Genomic DNA, 15,299 nt, shown 5'->3' with positions numbered 1-15,299 from the left:
ACCCGTCGGTAATGTCCGCTGGCCGAGTCCCAGGGAGGTCGCTGATGGGGCGTCAGCGCAGTCTTCAGGAGTCCGTGGTGGTGGACGCCGCGCCGGATGTCGTCTATCGACTGGTGGCGCACCTTCCCGACATGGGCCGCTGGAGTCCCGAGTGCCGCCGGGTCTGGGTACCGCGCCCGCCGGTGCGCACCGGCACGCGGTTCGTCGGTTTCAACCGGCGAGGGCCGTTCGTCTGGTTCACGACGGGCCGGGTGGCGGCGGCCCGCGTGGGCGAGGAGTTCACGTTCGACGTCGGGGTCTTCGGACTTCCCATCGCCCGCTGGGGCTACCACTTCACCACGGAAGGGACGGGCACCCGGGTGACCGAGACCTGGCAGGACCTGCGCACAGGGCGCGGCGCCCGGATCGCCGACCTCCTCGGTACCGTCTTCGCGGGCACCACGCCCGAGCGCCGGCTCGCCGTCAACCGCCACGGCATGCGTACGACCCTCAGCCGGATCGCGCGGGCGGCAACGAGCCCTCGCTGAGCGGAACCGTCGCTTCCCGTATCCGGGTGTACGCGGGAGGCGAACTCCCCTGCCGCACAAGGGACTTCGTCGGCCAACTCCGGTGGGTTATCGTTCCGCACGTGGGCGGCGGGGAAGGCGCCCCGAAGGGGGAGCTGTGGTGACGAACAGCGAGGGGTCGCGGCTGATAGCGACCGAGGGCGGCCATCGGGTGACACCGGCCGAACTCTTCTTCGACCTGGTCTTCGTGTACGCGATCACGCAGGTCACGGCGCTGATGGCGGCCGATCCGAGCTGGCTGCGGCTGCTCGGCGGCATGGTCGCGTTGGCGCTGCTGTGGTGGTGCTGGTGCTGCTTCGCCTGGCTGGGAAACGTCGTACGGGCCGACTCCGGCGCGATGTTCACCGTGCTCGTGTCCGTCATGGCCGTTGTCCTGATCGTGTCGCTGACCGTGCCGGAGATCTACGACGACGCCCCCGGCGGACTGCCCGCCCCACTGGTCTTCGTCCTCTGCTACGGCGCCGTCCGCGTCCTGCACCTGGTCACGTACTGGCTCTCCGACCCCAGCGACCAGGCCCTGCACCGCGTCCTGCGCCACACCGCCCTGATATCGGTGGCACCGCCCTTCGCCCTGCTCCTCGTGGGCGCGGCCTTCACGGGCGTCACCCAGATCCTCATCTGGCTCGCCGCCGTGGCCATCGACTACCTCGGCATCTTCGTCACCGGCAAGTCCGGCTGGCGGGTCGCCTCACCCGGCCACTTCGCCGAACGCCACGGCCTGATCGTCATCATCGCCCTCGGCGAGTCGATCGTCGCCATCGGCGTGGGCGTGTCCGGGTTCCCGCTGAGCGGCCCGGTCCTGGGCGCCGCCGCACTGGGACTGCTCGTCTCCGCGGGCCTGTGGCGGCTGTACTTCCGCCAGGTCGCCGAGGCGGCCGAGCACCGGCTGACCACGCTCACCGGCGACGACCGCACCCGGCTGGCGCGTGACGCGTACACCTTCCTCCACCTGCCGCTGGTGGCCGGAGTGGTCATCATGGCCCTCGGCATGAAGAAGACCCTCCAACAGGTCGCCGACACCGGCCACTACGACCTGACCGAGCCCCTGCACGGTGTCGTCGCCTGGGCCCTGCCGGGAGGCGTCGGCGTGTTCCTCCTCGCCTCGGCCGCCCTGCTGCTGCGCACCGCGAACCACCGCTCACCGTTCCTCCTGGTCGCCGGGGCCGTCTGCCTCGTCGCCGGGCCCGCCGTCGCCCACGTCCCGTCCCTCGTCTCTCTGGGTCTGCTGGCGGCACTGGTGACGGGCCTGGTTCTGGTGCGGGACAGGACTCCGGCTCTTACGCGCGCTGAAAGCCATCGCTAGGCCGGCATCCGCGCGTGCCGCGGGGTGGGAAGTGTCCGCCCCAGGCGGGCGATTGGGGACAGGGCCATCAGCACCGGTGACAGCAGCATCCCCGCGGCTGTCAGCAGGAGGCTGGTGCGCGTCCCCCACGCGTCCGCGAGCAGGCCGCCGAGCAGTGAGCCGAGCGGGGTCAGCCCCATGCCGACGAAGTTGATCGTCGCGGCCGCCCGGCCTTGCATCCCGTCCGGGGTGACGGTCTGTCGGACGGCCATGATCGTGACGTTCACCAGCTGGCTGAAGGTCCCGAAGACGAAGCCGACCGCGAGGAGTGCGGGAAGCGTCACCGCGGAAGAGTCGTTCAGTGCGGGCACGCACAGAAACGCGCCGTCGCCGAGTGCCGCCGCAAGGACGAGCACGGGGCCGTATCCGAAGCGGTTCGGCAGTCGGGCCGCCAGCAGTGAGCCCAGGAGCGCGCCCGGCCCCGTGGCCGCGAGCGCCAGCCCGATGGCGGTGCCCGACAGGTGCAGGTCCCGGGGCAGGAAGAGCAGATAGGCCGTCATCACCGCTGAGAAGAAGAACTGGAAGGCGGCAGAAGCCAGGCACACCGTACGCAGAAAGGTGTCACCGGCGACAAAACGGAGACCCTCGTGGATCCGTCGCCAGACGCGAGAGGAGCGTTCCGCGCGCTCCGGGACGGAATCGGGGCGCTTGATCCGGTAGAGCGACAGGAACGACAGCGCGAAGAACAGCCCGCTCGTGGCGGCTGCCACCGGCGCCGTCAGCAGGGACACCAGCGCACCGCCGAGGGCGGGACCGCCGGTCTGCATGGCCGAGCGACTGCCCTCGAGCGCGCTGTTGCCCTGCATCAGCTGATCGCGTCGCAGCAGCCGTACCAAGGACGCGTGATACGCCACGTCGAAGAACACGGACAGCGCCCCGACGACGAAGGCGACCCCGAGCAACGCCGGCAGGCCCAGCACACCGAGGAGGCCGGCCACGGCGGCGGCGCCGAGGGCCACGGCCCGGCCGACGTCCGTCAGCACCATGACCGTACGGGTCCGCCAGCCGTCCACCCATGCGCCGACGAAGAGCGACAGCAGCAGGATCGGCGCCTGTCCCATCGCGCGGAGGGCGCCCAGCTCGGCGGCGCCGGCGTTGAGCGTGAGGACAGCGAAGAGCGGCAGAACCACCAGGCTTGCCTGCTCCCCCAGTTGGGAGGCGGTCTGGCCAAGCCAGAACCTGCGGAAGTCGCGGTCCCGCCACAGGCTGGGCGGGACAGGTCGTACGGAATCGGATGCGGCGGAGGATGCGGACGGCAACAGAGATCCCTCGGGTGACCGAAGACGAGACCCGCTGTCCCGGCGCTCCACGCCTCTTCGGCAGCGGGATGGGAAGGCTCGCTGTGCCGCGTATGCAGGGCAGCACGCGATGACGGGCCGCTCAGGGCCTCAGACGTCAACGCGTGCTCGAACGACCGACCATGTCCTCGCTCCTCGCTTCGTTCCTCACTGCGCAGACCCTAGCTCTCGCTCCGCGGAGACGACAGGCAATTTGAGCGAGGGTGGGCGACCGTCACGCCACGTCTCCTTCGCCCGCCGTGTCCTCGGCCTCCCAGCGGAGAAGGTCACCCGGCTGGCACTCGAGCACCTCGCAGAGCGCGGCGAGGGTCGCAAAGCGCACCGCCTTGGCGCGGCCGTTCTTGAGTACGGCGAGGTTGGCGGGTGTGATGCCTACGCGTTCGGCGAGTTCGCCCACGGACATCTTCCGCTTGGCCAGCATCACGTCGATGTCGACAGCGATCGGCATCAGATCACCTGGTCCAACTCGGCCTGCATCCGCGCTGCTTCGACGTCGCGGGCGACGGCCTGGGCAAGCAGCAGCCGCAGCACGTGCACGATGAGCGCGACTCCCAGGATGGCCACGCCGATCCCGCCCATGATGAGGGTGACGCCGGGGTCGTCCCGCTGTCCGGGCGCGTTCACGGCAGTGACCGCGAACCAGACGAGCGCAGCCGAGACGATCGCGCCGATGATGATGTCCACGTAACGGAAGGCGGCATGGGAGAACACCGTCCCGCGTCGCACCATCGTGACCAGTCGCCATACACAGACCAGGGCGACCTGAGCCGTCCCGATACCCAGGATCGTGATCACTCGGAGCGGGGTCAGCGGGAGCGACCCGTCCTCCGGGTCATTCCCACTGACCAACGCCCACACCATCAACGCCTGCACGAACACGGTGCCGACGAGCACTACCACCAGCACGGCACGCAGCGCGCGCACGGTCAGCTGTCCCATGACCCACCACCCCATCGAAGAACGATGGAAATCTATCGACTTTCGATAGATAGAGCAAGTGTTGTGGAAGACCCGACGGGTGTAGCAGCACCGGCGCAACGGCTGTCAGTGCCGACTGGGAGGATCCGTCGTATGACTTCCTCGGTATCCGCGTCCTGGACCCGCATCGAGGCCTGGCTCGCGGACTACGCCCCGCGCACCTACTCCGATCTGGCGCCCCCCGCCGAGCAGGCGGCCATCACGAGGGCGGAGGAGACCATCGGCATGCCCTTCCCGGCACCCCTGACGGACTCGCTCCTTCGGCACGACGGAACAGTGTCCCGTGTTCTGCTGCCACCGTTCTGGATCATGCTGAGCGCGCAGCAGATCGCGGATGCCTGGATGACACGGACCAAGATCTACGGATCCGAGTCGACGGACGCCGACGAGGGCGATCACGAGAGCGAGTACGGGCCATGGTGGCACCGGCAGTGGATCCCCTTCGCGGCGGACGGCGCCGGTGACTACCTGGTGATCGACCAACGCGCGACGCGGCGACGCGGACGGATAGGCAACGCCGACCACGAGCAGGGCTGCCACTTCAGTTCACATCCGATGTGGACCTCCCTGCCGGCGCTGCTCGACGCGACCGCCACCGCGATCGAGACCGGCGAGCTCGTGGACTGCTACGAGCGCGTCGTCATCGACGAGGCGGAACTCTCCTGGGAATTCTGACCGTTCGGCCGCCAGCTCCCGCTGACGGCCGCCTCGGCCGACCAGCCCTCTACAACCGATGCGGCAGCGCCTGCGACGGTATCTCCGTGCTCTTCGCCCTGTCCCCCGCGGCCAGTTGGTCGGCGTAACCGGCCTCGCTCCACACCAGCTTCTTGAACTGCTCCGGAGTCAGCACTCCTTGCCACGGGGTGTCGCCCGGACAGAACACAGAGGAGCAGCCAGAGCAGTAGTGCGCCGGCCGCCACAGGCGCTGCGCACGCGAAGCCCCGGCCTCGGCGGCGTCCTTCTCCCGCGCATCGTCACGTACGACCATGAAGGTCCCGACCAGACAGAGCAGAGTGAACGCCGCGCCCCCGATCGTGTACGGCGGCTTGTCCTGGTCGGCTCCCGCGTACGCGGCGGCAACTCCGATGCCGGCCAGCACCATGCCCTCAAGGAAGTGCATCAACCCGTCGCCGGTCTTGTCCGGCCCCGGCGCCAGCCGGTCGTGCAGTTGCTCCCGCATGGCACCCTTGCCGACACGCGCGTCCTCAACCGTCCGCACCTCGGCACTGCCGCACCCCGGACACACCACGTCCACCGGCCCTGCGGCCCCCTCATGATCCATGCCGCCAGCCTATCCGCGCCCCCAGGCCACGCCACCCGCTGCGATCGGCAAGGTGATCATCCCTCACCAACCCCCCACATGACAGGCCCGGTTAGAGTCTCCACGGTCAAGTCCCACGACGCCGCCCCACCACCCGCCGACCCGTCACCGCCGCCGCCGACCCGTCACCGCCGCCGCCGACCCGTCACCGCCGCCCTGGCAAGGAACCCGACATGCCCCCATGGACCCGCACCCTGCGCCAGGCCGGCATCACCGAGCCGCATCTGCACACCGCATACGGCCGGCAGCGCAGGCGCGTCCGGCGATTCAAGCCCGAGGAGTACCTGACGGTCCGGCTCCTGCTCCCGGCCTACCTGCACCCCGCGGTAATCGCCACGGTCGCCTTCATGCACGAGACCGACCAGCGCATCGACACCGGCTCCCAGGACACCCGCAAGCAAGCCCTCGTACAGTGGGCGACGGCCACCCTGGACGTACTCGACGGCACGCGCGCAACCGATGCGATCCTCATGGCCCTCGCGGACACAGTCGTACGGCATCCCCAGCTCAAGCCGCGCATCGAGGCCTTCCTCCACGGAGCCCGACACGAAGTCGACTACGCCGGATTCGTCACCGAGGACGAACTGCAGGCTTACGTCGACGCCTACTCACTGCCCGCCTTCATGCTCATGGGCTGTCTGCTGCAACAGGCAGGCCAGGCCCAGGACGTCGCCTTCGAACCCCGGTGCCGGGACCTCATCGAATCGATGCAACGCACCGACTTCCTGGAGGACTTGGCGGAGGACGCGGAACAGGGCCACGTCGGCATCCCTCGCCAGGACCTGGAACGTCACGGCCTGACCGTAGAACGCCTCCGCTCGCCCACCGACGACGTCCGCGCCTCGCTCACGCCCCTCGTCGGCGAGCAGGTGGAGCTGGCGCAGTCACGGCTCACCGCGAGCCGACAACTGACCGACCTGGTCCCCGCACAGACCCGCCCGTTCCTCCGGGCCATGCTCGAGGTCCAACAGCTCCGGCTCCGCGCCGTCCACCGCGAGGGCGGCCATCTCGCCGACGGCAGCACTCGCCCGGAGCTGCCCGCCCTGTTGCGGGTCCTGGCCCGCGAACACCGCGCGGCGCGGCGGCAGCGGCAGACGCCGTGATCAGGGCCGTACGTCGACGTAGTCACCGGCGGCCTTGGCCGGGCCGGTGGTCGACGTGCCGGGGAACTGCCAGCGCCAGTACCCGTCCTGCTTGGCTGTGACCGAGGTGCGCAGGTTGCCGGTGCTGTTGGTCTTCACGGTGGCCACCGTGGTGTAGGTGCTGCTGTCCTTGGGGCGGAACTGCAGTTTCACGGCTTGGCCTGTGTATCCCGCGTACCGGTAGGTGTCCCAGTTGGCCCGCACGAGCTTGCCGGTGACGGTGATGGGGGCGCCTTTGGCCACCGGCTCCGGTGCGGCGTTGACCGTGAGCCGTGCGGCACGCTTGAGGCCGAAGGAGCCCACGCCGGGCGCGAAGACGGAGTCGCCGTCGTGGGTGTCGACCAGGGCGTCGACCGTCCAGGTTCCGGCGTTGGCGTTGGCCAGGTCGACCGGGTCGTCGCTGCCCGGCGCAGGGTGGGCGTTGACGGTGAACACGGTCGTGCAGGCCGTCTCGGTCTCGCAGAACGTGTCGGTGGTGTAGAAGCCGCCGTTCGGCCCCTTCAGATCCGTGTCGGCGAAGGCCAGGCCGGAGTCGTCCGCGCCGGTGACGGTGACCGGGAAGACGACGTCCTGCGTGATACCGACGATGACGTCATGCCCGGAGTTGACGGTGACACCGCTGACGACCGGTTCGCTGGGTACAGCGCCGGACGCGGCATCGGCCGAGGCGCCCGCCCCCGCCAGCACCACGGCGACGGCCCCCACGACAACACCCTGGCCAACGCCTAGTCTGCGGGCGGGAAGTACGGTGACACGGCCCATGAGCCCTCCCAGGAAATGACAGCCGAAGCCGCCATCTACCTAACGGACAGCGGCAGTTGCTCGCGACCGCGCGAAAAGAATGCGCGCCACTCCCTACGACTGCCGAACCGGCCCAACCGTTGCCCCCGACCGCGCGGGAAACAGTCTGAAGTGAAACGGGCGTCGCGTTGCCTCGATAGCCGGCCGTTCCGGATCAGGCGCGCGTCGGCAACCAGCGGCGTGCCGAGGCCAGCGTCACCGCGCTGTCGTCGGTCCATGAGCAGACTTCCAGCCACGACAGGTAGCCGCCCTGCGTGAAGACAAGGACCTCACCGGGGCACTCGCCGGAGTGGGTCGCGAGCTGGGCTTCTGCCGCCACGACCGTGCCGGGGGCGGTGGGGGCGGGCTCCGCGTGGTCGGTGTCGAGGTCAAAGTAGGCGGTGCCGCATCCGCAGGTGCAGCGCGCCCGGACGCTGAGATGTGGGACCTGCCTGCGGAGCGCGACATGAACGGGGCCATCCGGGTTCAAGACGGCCGCGAGTACTTCGGCAACGTCGGCGGGCAGGCTCTCGGTCACCGTGTCACGGTAGCTGACCTGCGGCTCTGGCTCCGCCTATCACCCGGGCCGCCGTCGACAGCCGCCGGTGCGGGGGCGTCTCACGTACGCTTCGTCGCCGTACGCCTGGGCTTCGCGGGCGATGCCGTTTTCCGCGTCCGGGCGGACCTCTTCGCCGGCTTGGCCGGCTCCCGCTCAGGCTCCTCCGGCTTCTCCTGTTCCGGCTCTTCCGGCTTCTGCTCCCGCTCCCGCTTGGTGTCGGCCGTACGGGTGGCGGCGCGAGCGGACTTGCCCAACGGCCACTTCAGCTCGATCTCCAACTCGATCTCGCCATCGCCGACCTCGAATTCCACCTCGCTACGCAGTTCGTCGGGGATCCGCAGGCTCAGCACACCGCGGCCCAGATCGAGTTCGGCCTCGCCACCTTCCCTGAGGGCCTCGGCGAGCGCCGCCAGCTGGTCGGCGGCTTCACGGCGGGACATCGAGCTCTTCTGTTCGAACTTCAGGTCCTTCATCGCTTCCTCCGCACCGAAATATGGGGCAAATCAGGCCCGCGCCTATTCTCGGTCCTGTTTTCGAACGCGGCATCTTGTCGAGTTCGAGTCCGCTTCGCCCCAGGTAGCCCGGCCGCCTGAGCCGACGCCCGTCGGATTCGGTCCGAATGCCTACGATGGCACGACCGGCGGTGCTTGCTCAGCGGCTCTTCGGGTACCGCGCATGAAAGAGGGTGGTATACGCATGAGCGGACGAGAGCGGGAAGTGATGGGTGCGTGACTCGTCTCGGAGGCCTCGGAGACGGCCAGGCGGGCGAACGGGGTGAGGAACTGCGGTCGCTCGCGCTGGGGATCTCCGACGCCGTGGACGACCTCACGAATCTCTGGTCGGAAGCGGCCCAGCAGGCGAGCATACGGCTGTCCCCGCACCAGTTGCGGGCCCTGCGGGTGTTGGAGTCGGAACCGGGGCTGAACCTCACGGCGCTGGCGGAGGGCATGGAGATAGGACTGCCGACCGCTAGTCGGCTCTGTGACCGGCTTGAGGCGGCCGGGCTGGTGGAACGCGCGCTGCACCCCCGCAAGCGGCGCGAAGTACAGCTCAGCCTCACGGGGCAGGGCCGGCAGGTGCTGGGCGAGGTGGCCTCCCGCCGCTCACAGGCGCTCGTCGCCGTCCTGGCGGCCATGACCGCGGCCGAACGGGAGGCGCTCAGCCGCGGCATGCGGGCCTTCCTGTCCGCTCAGACCGACGACGCCCAGCAGCCCCGCGGCGGACCGCGTTCCGGCCCCGCGCACGGCACCTGAACCGCCTGCCCGACCGAGAGAGCCGATAGCCCCTCAGGGGCTGTTCAGCCCGCCCGCCGCGAGCGCGGCCGTTCGCCGCGGCCCCTACACGCTGACCCCGCCCTTCCGCTTCCCCGACCGCGCGGCGGGGACAGAACCCTTCGTGGCCACCGGCCGCTCCCCCTCCGCGGACGGCACCGTGTGGCACAGCAACAGACAGACGTCGTCGTCGCGTTCGGAGTCGTGCAGGAGGTGCTTGAGCAGGGCGTCGGCCGCGGCGCCCGGATCCTGCTCCAGTTCCGGGGCGCTCAGCCGTTCCAGTGCCTGGCCGAGCCGCTTGATGCCGCCGTCGATGCCCTCGGCCCGGCGCTCGACCAGGCCGTCGGTGTACAGCACCATCGAGGAGCCGGCCGGCAGCTCCGCCCGGTGGTCCTTGTACTCGAAGTTCACCGGGATGCCGAGCATGACCCCCGGCTGGGCGTCCAGTACTCCCACGGAGCCGTCGGCGACGCGTACGACGGCGGGCGGGTGGCCGGCCGAGGCCCACACCACTTCCGGCTCGTCCTGGCGGAAACGGGCGATCATCGCGGTGGCGTACAGCTCCGGTTGCAGGTGGCGCAGCATGCGGTGCAGCCGGGTGAGGATCTCGCCGGGGCTGGTGCTCTCCACCGCGTAGGCCCGCAACGCCGTGCGCAGCTGGCCCATGACGACGGCGGCGTGCAGGCCGTGGCCGGTGACATCCCCTATGACGGCGAGCAGGCTGCCGTCGGGCTGGAGAAAGGCGTCGTACCAGTCGCCGCCGATGTTCATGCCCCAGGTGGCCGGCAGGTAGCGGGCGGCCAGGAGCACCCCGGCGGAGGTGGGCAGGTCGGTGAGCTGGGCGCGCTGCAGGGCTTCGGCGGTGTCGCGGTAGCGCTCGTAGTTGTGGGCGTTCTCCAGGGCGATGCCGACGCGGCGGGCGAGTTCGACCAGCATCACCGAGGTGTCCGGGTCGAAGCGGGGTGCCGGGGCGGTGAGGGTGAGGACCCCCAGGAGGCGGTGGGCCACGAGCGGGATGGCCAGCAGGGGGCGCTGCGGGGACAGGACGGAGGGCGGCAGGTCGTCCACGCCGGGCAGGTCTCCGGCATGGGCGGCGGCGTGCTGCGGACGGCCGGTGCGGGCGGCGGCGACCGCGGCGGCGGAGTGGTCGCGGGTGTGCGGGGGGTTTCCCTCCTCGCCCTCTCCCTCTTCCTTGTCGAAGAGCCAGATGTCGAGCTGCGCCGCGTAGTCGGGGACCAGGAGGTCGGAGAGGCGGCGCAGGATCTCGCTGCGGCTGAGGGTCGCCGTGGTGGCGGCGCTCGCGTCGGCGAGGAAGGTGAGCAGCCCTCGGGCCCGCTCGGCCTCGGCCCGCGCGATGCGCTCCGATTCGAGCAGCTCCTGCTGGACCTCGGCGGCGGCCTCCAGCTCGGAGTGCAGGGCCAGTACGCCCTGGTTGGTCTGGTGCAGCTCCTCGCGGTGCAGCTCGACCAGGTCTTCCTGTTCGTCCAGGAGGCGCAGTACGGCCGCGGTGTTGTCGTCGGCCCGCAGCAGCGCCTCGGGCCACGGCGGTGCGGAGTCGTCGCCGGGGCTCGCCGGCCAGCGCGGCAGCGGACAGGTGAGGGTGGGTTCGTCGGTGTGCGGGGCCGGGCCCGTGGGACGGAGCGTGACGTCCAGTCGGCCGTCCTGTCCGGCGGTGGTGTCGCGGAGGTGGAGCAGGAGTTCCCACTGGCCGCCCTGGCCGAGACAGTGCCGCAGCCGCTCGGACAGGGCGGTGAGGAAGCGGGCCCGGTCCAGCGGCGGCGTCCGGCCGTCGGCCGTGATGCGCTCCACGGCCGCGCGTGCCCGGGCGGCGTCGTCGATCGACGTCAGCTGCCAGACGTCAGGGGTTTCGGTCATGGACGTCCGTCCGGTGGTTCGGGGCCAGTACGGCCACACTGGTGTCGTCGCGCTGTGGCCGTGCGGCGCTGCCGGCGTCCCGCATGATCACCGCGGCGATCACCGCCGGGTCGTGCGCGGGAATCCGGGGGTCCTCGGGCGGTACCCAGCGGCTGGGCAGCCCGTCGCTGTGCAGGACGAGGAGGCTGTCCGGACGCCATGTCGACTGGTGCAGGGGGACGTTGGCGGGGAAGTGCGCGCCGACGATGCCGGGGTGGGAGATGAGTGCCTGCCATCCCGTGTCGCCGTGGAGGCGGGCGCCGATGTTGCCGACGCCGGCGTAGGAGAGCCGGCCCTCGCTCTCGTCGAGCTGTGCGATGCCGATGGCGGCGCCACGGGTGGGGCGCAGGGCGCCGTGCAGGAACCGCAGTATGTCGGTCGGCCGCAGGTGCGCGGTCCGGTACAGGCCCTCGATGGCGGCGGTGGAGGCGTCGGCGGCCTTGCTGCCGTGGCCGAGGCCGTCCGCCAGCAGCATCGTGACCAGGGAACCGGAGCGTATCCAGGCGAAGGCGTCTCCGGAGTGTTCGGCCTGGGCGAGCGAGGTGTTGATCCCTCCGGCCCGGACGTCCGCGGCGGCCGGACGGGTCCGTGCGCGGTGTGTCCGTGCCGGGCAGACGCGGGCCACGGCGACGGTGCCCCGCCCGGGCCGGCTGTGCAGGTCGAAGTCGGTGGACAGACGCCGGCAGGTGCCAAGGCCGGCGCCGAGGGAGGAGGGGGCGGTGGTGTAGCCGTCCTTCAGGGCCTTGGCGACGTCGGGGATGCCGGGCCCGTGGTCGAGCGAGGTGATCTGCACACACGGCGTCCCGTCGGCGACCGGGTCGGGGCGGCCGACCAGGTTGATGATGACGCGGCCGCCGTTGGCGTGCTTGACCAGATTGGTCGCCAGCTCGGTCGCCACGAGCGCCGCGGCCGCGGTGGTCTGGGTGTCCAGCCCTACGCGGCCGCAGGCGGCCTCCGCGGCCCGGTGCACGTCCCGGACGCGGGTGCTCTCGGGAACCGGGATGTCCCAGACCCAGCTCATGTCGCTCCGGTACGCGGGGAGGGCAGGCGGGAGACCCACTCGGTGATGGTGACCGTAGTGCCCTCTCCGACCCGCGTGTCCAGGGTGAACTCCTGGACGAGCCGCTTGGCGCCGCTCAGCCCGAGACCCAGTCCGCCGCCGCTGGTGTAGCCGTCGGTCATGGCCAGGTCGACGTCCCGGATGCCAGGGCCGTTGTCGACGAAGCAGAGCCGCAGTCCGCGGTCGGCGCCGTCGCGCAGCAGCGTGATGTCCACATGGCCCCCGCCCCCGTGGACCAGGGCGTTACGGGCCAGTTCGCTGGCCGCGGTCACCACTTTCGTCTGCTGGACCAGCCCGAAGCCGAGCTCGGCGGCGATCTGGCGCACCTGTTGGCGTACCAGGGCCAGGTCCACGTCCGAGCCGATGGCCAGCCGCGTGGGCGAGGCGAGGGGGGCAGACATCACGCACCTGCTTCCGGGCGTCCGGCCGGCCCCGACGGGGGCGTACGCCCCAGCAGGGTGAGGGCGCTGTCGACATCCAGAGCCGTCATGAGGCCGGGCAGGGTCAGACCCAGCTCGACCAGGGTGATGGCGACGGCCGGGCGCATGCCGGCCAGCACGGTCCGCGCGGCCAGCAGGCGCGCGCTTCCGGCGATCTCGGCCAGGATCCGGCCGAGGAAGGAGTCGACGATCTCCACCCCGGAGATGTCGATCACGACACCGCTGACCGGCACCGGGCTGGCGGCGATGCGCTGGGTGATGTCCTGCTGGAGTCGCTCGGACACCTCGTCGTGCAGGGCGCCTTGGAGCGTGACCAGGAGGACGTCTCCCAGGGCCAGCACCGGCACCACCTCGGGGTGCCCGGTGGAGAATCCGTTCACCGGAGGTCCGCTCCCGCCGTCGGGAGGGGGGAGACCCCGACACCCTGCTGGGCGAGCGCGTAGGCCAGGGCGTCGGAGAGTCCGGCCCTCGTGATGATCGTCCCCAGGTCGATGCCGAGGTGGACGATGGTCTGCGCGATCGCCGGCCGGATGCCCGAGACGATGCATTCCGCGCCCATCAGCCGGGCCGCCGCGACCGTCTTCATCAGGTGCTGGGCCACGAGGGAGTCCACGGTCGGAACCCCGGTGATGTCGAGGATGGCGTACCGGGCCCGCTGGGCGACGATGGCTTCCAGCAGGCTCTCCATCACGACCTGGCTGCGCGCGCTGTCGAGGGTGCCGATGAGGGGTACGGCGACGATGCCCTCCCACAGCTGGATGACCGGGGTGGCCACCTCCAGCAGCTGCTGGCGCTGCCGGGCGATCAGCGCCTCGCCGGAGCTGACCGTGGTCTCCATCACCACCAGGCGCAGCGTCCCCATGAGGATCGTCAGCGCGAGCAGGCACTCCTGGGCGTTCTCGGTGGCCTCGTCCTCGAGTTCCGCGCGCAGCAGCGCGGTGACCGGCTGGCGCAGCTCGGCGATCTCGTCGGCGATGTCCGAGGGCCGGAACCCGGCCTCGGCGCGGGAGATGGCCATCCGGCTCAGCTGGTCCCTGACGAGGTCGAAGCCGGGTGCGTTGACGTCTTCCAGGCGTCCGCTGCGGGCCACGTCGTTCAAGGCGTCCACGACAGCCTTGCACGCCTCGATCGCCTCGTCCCGGGAGACGGTGAAGATCGTACGGAACAGGGCGGCGTCCGCCCACCGCTGGGCGATCTGCTCTTGGCGCCGTCCGAGGAAGTCTCCTAGTTCCTGTGCTACTTCGGGGGCCGTGTAGTGCTCCGCCACTTAAAACAGTCTCCCTCTTGCGGGCTCCGGCACCGCCAACGGGCAGGAACCCACCAATTGTTGCTGCATGGCAAATGTTAGCGCGGCGGCAGTAGGCGAACAACACGCGATCGCCGTATCCCACCGCGGACCCGCTCACCCGCCGCGCGGTCTCCCGCGCCAGTCCAGGCATACGACCAAGGCGTCGTCGTCCGGCGAGGATCCGCCCCGGTGATCGGTCAACTCCCGCAGGATCGCACGCGGCACATCCGCGGCCGGCAGCAGGCGGGTCGACTGGATGGCCCGGGCGAGCGGGGCGTCGCCGTACGTCTCCCCTTTCGGTGACGCGACGGCGTGCACACCGTCACTGACGAACACGAGCCGGTCCCCGGGCTCCGCCTGGAACTCCTGCGCCACATAGTCGGTCTCCTCGAACATGCCGAGAGGCAACTGCGCCTCGAAGAGCACCTGCTCCACGACACCCCCGCGCAATCGCAGCAGTTGCGGGGAACCCGCGTCCACGACGGTCGCCCGGCCCGTGGCCAGATCGAAGTCGAACATGAGGACGGACAGATAGCAACGCCCCTGATAGTGGGCGTAAACGGCCTGGTCGGCAAGGGCCGCCTGGTCGGCGATCGGGATACCGGCCCGGCGCGCGTTGCGCAGGGCGTTGATGGCCAGGTTCGTCAGCAGGGAGGCCTCTATGCCCTCGCCCATGCCGTTCGTGACGTACAGCATCAGCCGGTCCGCGCCGGCGGACCAGTCGAAGTTGTCGCCGAAGATGGCGTAGGCCGGTTCCAGCTGGGCCGCCAGGTCGTACTCGGCGCGGGAACAGGAACGGCCGGGGAGCAGCTGCCACTGCATCTCCGCGGCAAGAGTCAGCCGGTCCTTGCGCCGGGCCTGCAGATACAGGTCCGTGTCGCGCTCCGCGACGAGCACCTCGTGTCCGAGCACATCGGCGACCTCGGCCAGTTCGGACTCCCACCGGTCGGCGGCCTCGGGGCCGGGCAGGGTCAAGGCGAGGACACCCAGCCGGTCACCGCGCACGCTGACCGGCAGATACAGCCGCACCCGGCCGTCGCGCCGCTCCTCAACGTAGGGCTTCTGGGAACCGAAAGCCCTGCCCGCCGGGCCGTTGTGCACCGACACCGGCTCCAGGGTGTGCGGCAGCACCGAGACCGGCTGCAGCACGGTGAGGCTGTAGTCCGCGAGCAACAGCTCGACGTCCTCCGCGCCGTACTGACCGGTCAGTACGGCGCGGAGGACGTCGAGCAGCTCGTGCGGATCCGCCGTGCGCAGCGCACGTTCAGCGGCCATGAATCTGTTCATGATGAGAAATACACCTGTCCTTCCCCGGGCAACCCTGACCACGTCACTCATGA

At 70.5% G+C, this 15,299-nt stretch carries 18 protein-coding genes; 5 read left to right on the top strand and 13 right to left on the bottom strand.

Annotation, left to right across the window (positions count from 1 at the left end):
- The first annotated feature begins 44 nt into the window (after positions 1 to 44).
- Both AC068Z_RS35180 and AC068Z_RS35175 read left to right on the top strand, forming a co-directional pair.
- Positions 45 to 527: an SRPBCC family protein gene (locus AC068Z_RS35180; protein ID WP_478565203.1), complete on the top strand. Its 483-nt coding sequence runs from the start codon at positions 45 to 47 to the stop codon at positions 525 to 527.
- Between the two features lie 136 nt (positions 528 to 663).
- Positions 664 to 1,869: a low temperature requirement protein A gene (locus AC068Z_RS35175; RefSeq protein ID WP_478565201.1), complete on the top strand. Its 1,206-nt coding sequence runs from the start codon at positions 664 to 666 to the stop codon at positions 1,867 to 1,869.
- Here the strand turns inward: AC068Z_RS35175 and AC068Z_RS35170 are convergent.
- From AC068Z_RS35170 to AC068Z_RS35160, 3 genes are all read right to left on the bottom strand, one after another.
- Positions 1,866 to 3,167: an MFS transporter gene (locus AC068Z_RS35170; RefSeq protein ID WP_478565198.1), complete on the bottom strand. Its 1,302-nt coding sequence runs from the start codon at positions 3,165 to 3,167 to the stop codon at positions 1,866 to 1,868. The two genes, AC068Z_RS35175 and AC068Z_RS35170, sit on opposite strands and share 4 nt — an antisense overlap.
- A 253-nt stretch (positions 3,168 to 3,420) precedes the next feature.
- Positions 3,421 to 3,654 (bottom strand): helix-turn-helix domain-containing protein, encoded by a 234-nt coding sequence (locus AC068Z_RS35165; protein WP_478565195.1) that lies wholly within the window; start codon positions 3,652 to 3,654, stop codon positions 3,421 to 3,423.
- Positions 3,654 to 4,145, bottom strand: coding sequence for a DUF2975 domain-containing protein (locus AC068Z_RS35160; protein WP_478565192.1), 492 nt, complete (start codon positions 4,143 to 4,145; stop codon positions 3,654 to 3,656). The genes AC068Z_RS35165 and AC068Z_RS35160 overlap by 1 nt, the downstream gene beginning before the upstream one ends.
- Before the next feature lie 132 nt (positions 4,146 to 4,277).
- On the opposite strand from AC068Z_RS35160, the gene AC068Z_RS35155 reads away from it, so the two are divergent.
- Positions 4,278 to 4,859: an SMI1/KNR4 family protein gene (locus AC068Z_RS35155; RefSeq protein WP_478565189.1), complete on the top strand. Its 582-nt coding sequence runs from the start codon at positions 4,278 to 4,280 to the stop codon at positions 4,857 to 4,859.
- A 49-nt stretch (positions 4,860 to 4,908) separates the two neighbouring features.
- Here the strand turns inward: AC068Z_RS35155 and AC068Z_RS35150 are convergent, their stop codons facing one another.
- Positions 4,909 to 5,466, bottom strand: a complete 558-nt coding sequence (locus AC068Z_RS35150) for a hypothetical protein (RefSeq protein ID WP_478565186.1) — start codon at positions 5,464 to 5,466, stop codon at positions 4,909 to 4,911.
- Between the two features lie 212 nt (positions 5,467 to 5,678).
- On the opposite strand from AC068Z_RS35150, the gene AC068Z_RS35145 reads away from it, so the two are divergent.
- Complete coding sequence (locus AC068Z_RS35145) at positions 5,679 to 6,608, top strand: squalene/phytoene synthase family protein (RefSeq protein ID WP_478565183.1); 930 nt, start codon at positions 5,679 to 5,681, stop codon at positions 6,606 to 6,608.
- Here AC068Z_RS35145 and AC068Z_RS35140 read toward each other — a convergent pair whose 3' ends face one another.
- The 3 genes from AC068Z_RS35140 to AC068Z_RS35130 all read right to left on the bottom strand — a co-directional run bounded on the left by AC068Z_RS35140 (position 6,609) and on the right by AC068Z_RS35130 (position 8,459).
- The gene (locus AC068Z_RS35140; protein ID WP_478565180.1) at positions 6,609 to 7,352 is read right to left on the bottom strand and encodes a calcium-binding protein; all 744 of its coding nucleotides are present in this window, start codon (positions 7,350 to 7,352) and stop codon (positions 6,609 to 6,611) included.
- 250 nt (positions 7,353 to 7,602) lie between these two features.
- Positions 7,603 to 7,965 carry a hypothetical protein gene (locus AC068Z_RS35135; protein ID WP_478565177.1) on the bottom strand — a complete coding sequence of 121 codons (363 nt, stop codon included), beginning with the start codon at positions 7,963 to 7,965 and terminating at the stop codon, positions 7,603 to 7,605.
- 80 nt (positions 7,966 to 8,045) lie between these two features.
- Positions 8,046 to 8,459 (bottom strand): amphi-Trp domain-containing protein, encoded by a 414-nt coding sequence (locus AC068Z_RS35130; RefSeq protein WP_478565174.1) that lies wholly within the window; start codon positions 8,457 to 8,459, stop codon positions 8,046 to 8,048.
- Positions 8,460 to 8,714: 255 nt separating this feature from the next.
- Here AC068Z_RS35130 and AC068Z_RS35125 point away from each other — a divergent pair, with 255 nt between their 5' ends.
- Positions 8,715 to 9,239, top strand: coding sequence for a MarR family winged helix-turn-helix transcriptional regulator (locus tag AC068Z_RS35125; protein WP_478565171.1), 525 nt, complete (start codon positions 8,715 to 8,717; stop codon positions 9,237 to 9,239).
- An 84-nt stretch (positions 9,240 to 9,323) separates the two neighbouring features.
- Here AC068Z_RS35125 and AC068Z_RS35120 read toward each other — a convergent pair whose 3' ends face one another.
- The 6 genes from AC068Z_RS35120 to AC068Z_RS35095 form a co-directional block, all read right to left on the bottom strand.
- A complete protein-coding gene (locus AC068Z_RS35120; protein ID WP_478565168.1) occupies positions 9,324 to 11,132 on the bottom strand; it encodes a PP2C family protein-serine/threonine phosphatase in 1,809 nt (602 codons plus the stop codon).
- Positions 11,116 to 12,192 carry an ATP-binding protein gene (locus AC068Z_RS35115; RefSeq protein ID WP_478565165.1) on the bottom strand — a complete coding sequence of 359 codons (1,077 nt, stop codon included), beginning with the start codon at positions 12,190 to 12,192 and terminating at the stop codon, positions 11,116 to 11,118. The genes AC068Z_RS35120 and AC068Z_RS35115 overlap by 17 nt, the downstream gene beginning before the upstream one ends.
- Positions 12,189 to 12,632, bottom strand: coding sequence for an ATP-binding protein (locus tag AC068Z_RS35110; RefSeq protein ID WP_478565162.1), 444 nt, complete (start codon positions 12,630 to 12,632; stop codon positions 12,189 to 12,191). The genes AC068Z_RS35115 and AC068Z_RS35110 overlap by 4 nt, the downstream gene beginning before the upstream one ends.
- Positions 12,632 to 13,051, bottom strand: a complete 420-nt coding sequence (locus AC068Z_RS35105; protein WP_478565159.1) for an STAS domain-containing protein — start codon at positions 13,049 to 13,051, stop codon at positions 12,632 to 12,634. Before AC068Z_RS35105 ends, AC068Z_RS35110 begins: the two co-directional genes overlap by 1 nt.
- Positions 13,048 to 13,938 carry an STAS domain-containing protein gene (locus AC068Z_RS35100; RefSeq protein ID WP_478565156.1) on the bottom strand — a complete coding sequence of 297 codons (891 nt, stop codon included), beginning with the start codon at positions 13,936 to 13,938 and terminating at the stop codon, positions 13,048 to 13,050. The genes AC068Z_RS35105 and AC068Z_RS35100 overlap by 4 nt, the downstream gene beginning before the upstream one ends.
- A gap of 135 nt (positions 13,939 to 14,073) precedes the next feature.
- On the bottom strand, positions 14,074 to 15,246 hold the full coding sequence (locus AC068Z_RS35095) for a PP2C family protein-serine/threonine phosphatase (RefSeq protein WP_478565153.1): 1,173 nt from the start codon (positions 15,244 to 15,246) through the stop codon (positions 14,074 to 14,076).
- Between the last annotated feature and the right edge of the window lie 53 nt (positions 15,247 to 15,299).

This window comes from Streptomyces sp. NPDC043726 (assembly GCF_056436565.1).
This window is presented reverse-complemented; position numbering and strand designations above follow the sequence as displayed.